Below are 349 nucleotides of genomic sequence, written 5' to 3'. Positions count from 1 at the left end.
TTGCACGGACCCGCTCACCCTGCATGAACCGTGGCGGTCTGCCGATTTCGACCTCCTGTTCGCGTCTGGGCCACATGCTGTCCATTCCTTTCTCGAGGCTTTTGGTGTGGTCGCGGGTTGCAGGCGTCCTCGCGCGGCGAACCCGACCGTTTCGGTAGGAATCAAGCGGGAACGCAGGTTTTCGGTACCGGACAGACCGACACGCATTGCTGCGTATCGAAGGCCTCCTTGCATTCGGTGCACTTGTTTGGATCGATCACATAGGCGTCGCCCTTGAACTTGATCGCTTCCGAGGGACATTCGAACTCGCAGGCCCCGCATTGGGTACATTGGGATGCGATGATCTTGA

Annotated in this window: 1 protein-coding gene; it reads right to left on the bottom strand. The window is 58.7% G+C overall.

Annotation, left to right across the window (positions count from 1 at the left end):
• Positions 1-161 precede the first annotated feature (161 nt).
• A partial coding sequence (locus EN807_RS33440; RefSeq protein ID WP_135938010.1) for a 4Fe-4S binding protein occupies positions 162-349 on the bottom strand: 188 nt, incomplete at its 5' end.

It is taken from the genome of Mesorhizobium sp. M5C.F.Ca.ET.164.01.1.1, assembly GCF_004792125.1.
Classification (GTDB): Bacteria; Pseudomonadota; Alphaproteobacteria; order Rhizobiales; family Rhizobiaceae; genus Mesorhizobium; species Mesorhizobium wenxiniae.
The sequence above is the reverse complement of the archived record's forward strand: the minus strand, read 5'-3'. Positions and strand labels throughout refer to the sequence as shown.